The organism is Roseomonas acroporae (genome assembly GCF_023223525.1).
Classification (GTDB): Bacteria; Pseudomonadota; Alphaproteobacteria; order Acetobacterales; family Acetobacteraceae; genus Roseomonas_E; species Roseomonas_E acroporae.
In genome coordinates, this window is record NZ_JALPRX010000205.1 from 1 (window position 1) to 2,778 (window position 2,778).

General features: G+C 55.0%; 3 protein-coding genes. 2 read left to right on the forward strand and 1 reads right to left on the reverse strand.

Going from position 1 to position 2,778, the window contains the following annotated elements:
• Nucleotides 1-521 precede the first annotated feature (521 nt).
• The gene (locus tag M0638_RS27915; RefSeq protein WP_248670224.1) at nucleotides 522-1,565 is read left to right on the forward strand and encodes a hypothetical protein; all 1,044 of its coding nucleotides are present in this window, start codon (nucleotides 522-524) and stop codon (nucleotides 1,563-1,565) included.
• Nucleotides 1,565-2,140, forward strand: coding sequence for a hypothetical protein (locus M0638_RS27920; protein ID WP_248670225.1), 576 nt, complete (start codon nucleotides 1,565-1,567; stop codon nucleotides 2,138-2,140). The genes M0638_RS27915 and M0638_RS27920 overlap by 1 nt, the downstream gene beginning before the upstream one ends.
• 44 nt (nucleotides 2,141-2,184) lie before the next feature.
• On the opposite strand, the gene M0638_RS27925 is transcribed toward M0638_RS27920, so the two are convergent.
• Nucleotides 2,185-2,406, reverse strand: a complete 222-nt coding sequence (locus M0638_RS27925) for a hypothetical protein (protein ID WP_248670226.1) — start codon at nucleotides 2,404-2,406, stop codon at nucleotides 2,185-2,187.
• Nucleotides 2,407-2,778 lie beyond the last annotated feature (372 nt).

Below are 2,778 nucleotides of genomic sequence, written 5' to 3' on the forward strand. Positions count from 1 at the left end.
TGGAAGAGACGGCGGAGATGGGGCTGATGCTGCGCGACGCCTGCATCGAGCTGGTGCGCGGCCTGCGCGGCGAGCGCGACGCGGCCATGCTGGCCTTCCGGTTCCAGGCGCCGGTGGCCGCCGCCGCGCCGGGCAGCGAGGCGGTGAACTGAGGGAGCGTGGGCGCGCCGCTGCCGCGTGCCGGAGGACAGCCCCGACTTGGCCCGGCGGGTGGAGCGCGACCGCGACTTCCGGCGGCAGTTCGGCAGGAGCCCGCGGGATGCTGAGGTGGGGGCGGAGTGAGGAGATGAACGGTTCGCAGGGTCGGAAAAGCCATTGATTTTGTTCACTTCCGACCACGTTTGTTGCACTTCCGACCGGTCGGAAGGGTCGGAAGGTGGGGGTAGGCCAGTCATCGTTGGGTAAAAACTGCCCCAAGAAGCGTTACGAGATCAATTTGAGTGGCCAGCAATCCATCCCGCAACAAAGTACAATGAGGCCGAATCGGGTGCGATCGCTCGACACGAGGAGAACGCGACTACATGGCCGTTGCGTACCACATGGTTCATTATCGCCTCTTCCGGCTAACCGGCTCTGATAAAACAGCTCCATCATTAGAGGTAATGTGCAGGGATGTACTCAATACCACAAATACCCTAGGAGAGGCACTGTGGGCGAGAGTGCGAGACCGTATGCATGTCTTGCCTCCACCTGACGAAAGGCAGCTTATTTTAAATAAGGTGGCTGATTTGAAGTCGGCCGTTTTTGGAGAGATGTGTTTGGTGGAGGCGAAAGGGCTTCAAGCACTTCTTGAGCTAAAGACGGCCAATGTTGCGTTATCCGATTTAACTATTGCGGAGATTTACGCTCTTCAGGAAAGATCCGCTCCTACTGGCTCACATTTTATTCGTGGCATGGCATACTGGATGGCGATATCGAATCATTTGTTTTTTGTTCGTCTCCACAGCATGGGCCACGAGCACTTAAGACAGTATTTTGAATGGCTTTTAAAAGGCGAGTTACAGAAGATTGATGGGTGCCCCTCCTTTTCCTTACAGGCAGAGTTTGACGTATCCACCACCACCGCAGACATAGGAGATATAAGAAGTCTTAGAGTTAAAGGAAAATCCGCTCCGCAATTTAATGTCGTCCCCATCATCGACCCAGCAGAAAAAAGAACAGTTGCGACGGCTAGGAGCGTTGCAGACAAGTTTGTTCAGTTCGCCCAGGCACTTCCCGTAGTACAGGCACTTTTCGGGCAGGCAAAAGCGCAGTCTCTTATTGAAAGCTTAGGTCCGGAAGAATATTTGTCAGTAGATGCGTCTGTTAAAATAAGAGGAAGGCGGACAGTAAGATCGAAGGAGCAGTTACGAGAGATCGCAAGCAGCCTTGCCGATATGACTGAAGGAGATGTTCAGGTCGAAGGAAGGGATGGAAAAGTCTCAGACGGTGACGCAATTTTGCGCACCCGCATGCCATTCGCGCTTGCGCATGAGGGATCAAATTATCTTGAATTTGACAACGTGGCGGATCAGATACAAGAGGTCTATTCACGGTTTGTTCAGGATGGTAAGATCAAGGCCTGATGTTGCTTTTATGCACCATTCTTGCAGTCTTGGCTGGAGCCGCGTTCTTCGGTTATGCGGTTGATCTGCTGCATCTTCTTCCTGCTCTGCAGCCCATAGTAGTTGGCTTGTCTATAATGGCTGCCGCCGTGTTTGTTCGCTTGAATCGAGGCATGCCAACGCTTGATTGGAAAACATTAGAGCCGAGACAGAGAAGCAATCTGACAGCGGCAATAGTATCTCTGACGGCGGAATACGGCGCCATTTTGGCAATGATGGGCATTACGCTTGTGGCGTTAGTGACAATCACAACTTTGGGCGTTGATTACGTAAAACTTAATTGGTCCAAGGAGATGCGCAGCTATGCGTCGTCATTTATTGGTGCCCTACTTTCTCTGTGCGCATCACGGATGGCTTACGTAATTTGGCGCGATTATGACATCGTCAGGCTTCAAAAAATCCTCATCGATAAAGCTGGCGAGAAGGAGAGCACCGAAAATCAACAGAAGGCCTCTTCCGAAAAGGTTGTTGCGATGAAAAGTGCTGGCCTCCGCCGCATTTCTCAGGAGCCGCCCAAATCATGGCCTGAATCTTAGCGGCATTGAGCGGAGCCGCCTCCCTGTGCCCCACTCTATAATGGTTACTGCTCTACTTGGAGTGTGACTGGCCAAATCAGGAAGCCAAGGCGTCCAGCTTCAATGGTCACGCCATCAGCACATAAACCGTCTCGGCGAAGCTCTTCAATCCGATTGTGCGCCGCAGTGATAGTGTCGAAGCTCTGCTTGAGCGCGACATACCCGGAAATGCCCGAGACCGAATAGGTCGGATCAATCAAGACCGACAGTTCGAAGGTTTCAGCCATAGCCTTGCTCCTGTTCACCCGTCCCCCTGCGGCAGGTAGCCGCGCTCGGCGAGCCAGGCGCAGAGGACACGGTCGGCTTGGTTGGGGGAGCCTGATCCACCACCCACCGCGGCGCCCTTTTGCGCGTTATTCAGCTTCAGGGTCGACAAGCCAGCACTCGACCATCCCCGTGGGAATCACATGGCACTGGTGGCGCTGCGGCTCAGGGGCCGGCGGCTTGGCGCACCCTGCCAGACACACGATGGCGGCCGCCAGGAGGAAGCTCCTCCACGGCTTCATCGCCCGCCGGCCTCCGCAGCCTGACCCCAGGCCCCTCGCCGTTGCCGGGGATGGAGATCACGCCGGCGCCCCAGTCATGGTGTATTCCAACCC

Excerpts from the sequence above, each read along its gene's own strand:
- M0638_RS27915 (WP_248670224.1), top strand. The coding sequence starts at position 522 with ATGGCCGTTGCGTACCACATGGTTCATTATCGCCTCTTCCGGCTAACC.
- M0638_RS27920 (WP_248670225.1), top strand. The coding sequence starts at position 1,565 with ATGTTGCTTTTATGCACCATTCTTGCAGTCTTGGCTGGAGCCGCGTTC.
- M0638_RS27925 (WP_248670226.1), bottom strand. The coding sequence starts at position 2,406 with ATGGCTGAAACCTTCGAACTGTCGGTCTTGATTGATCCGACCTATTCG.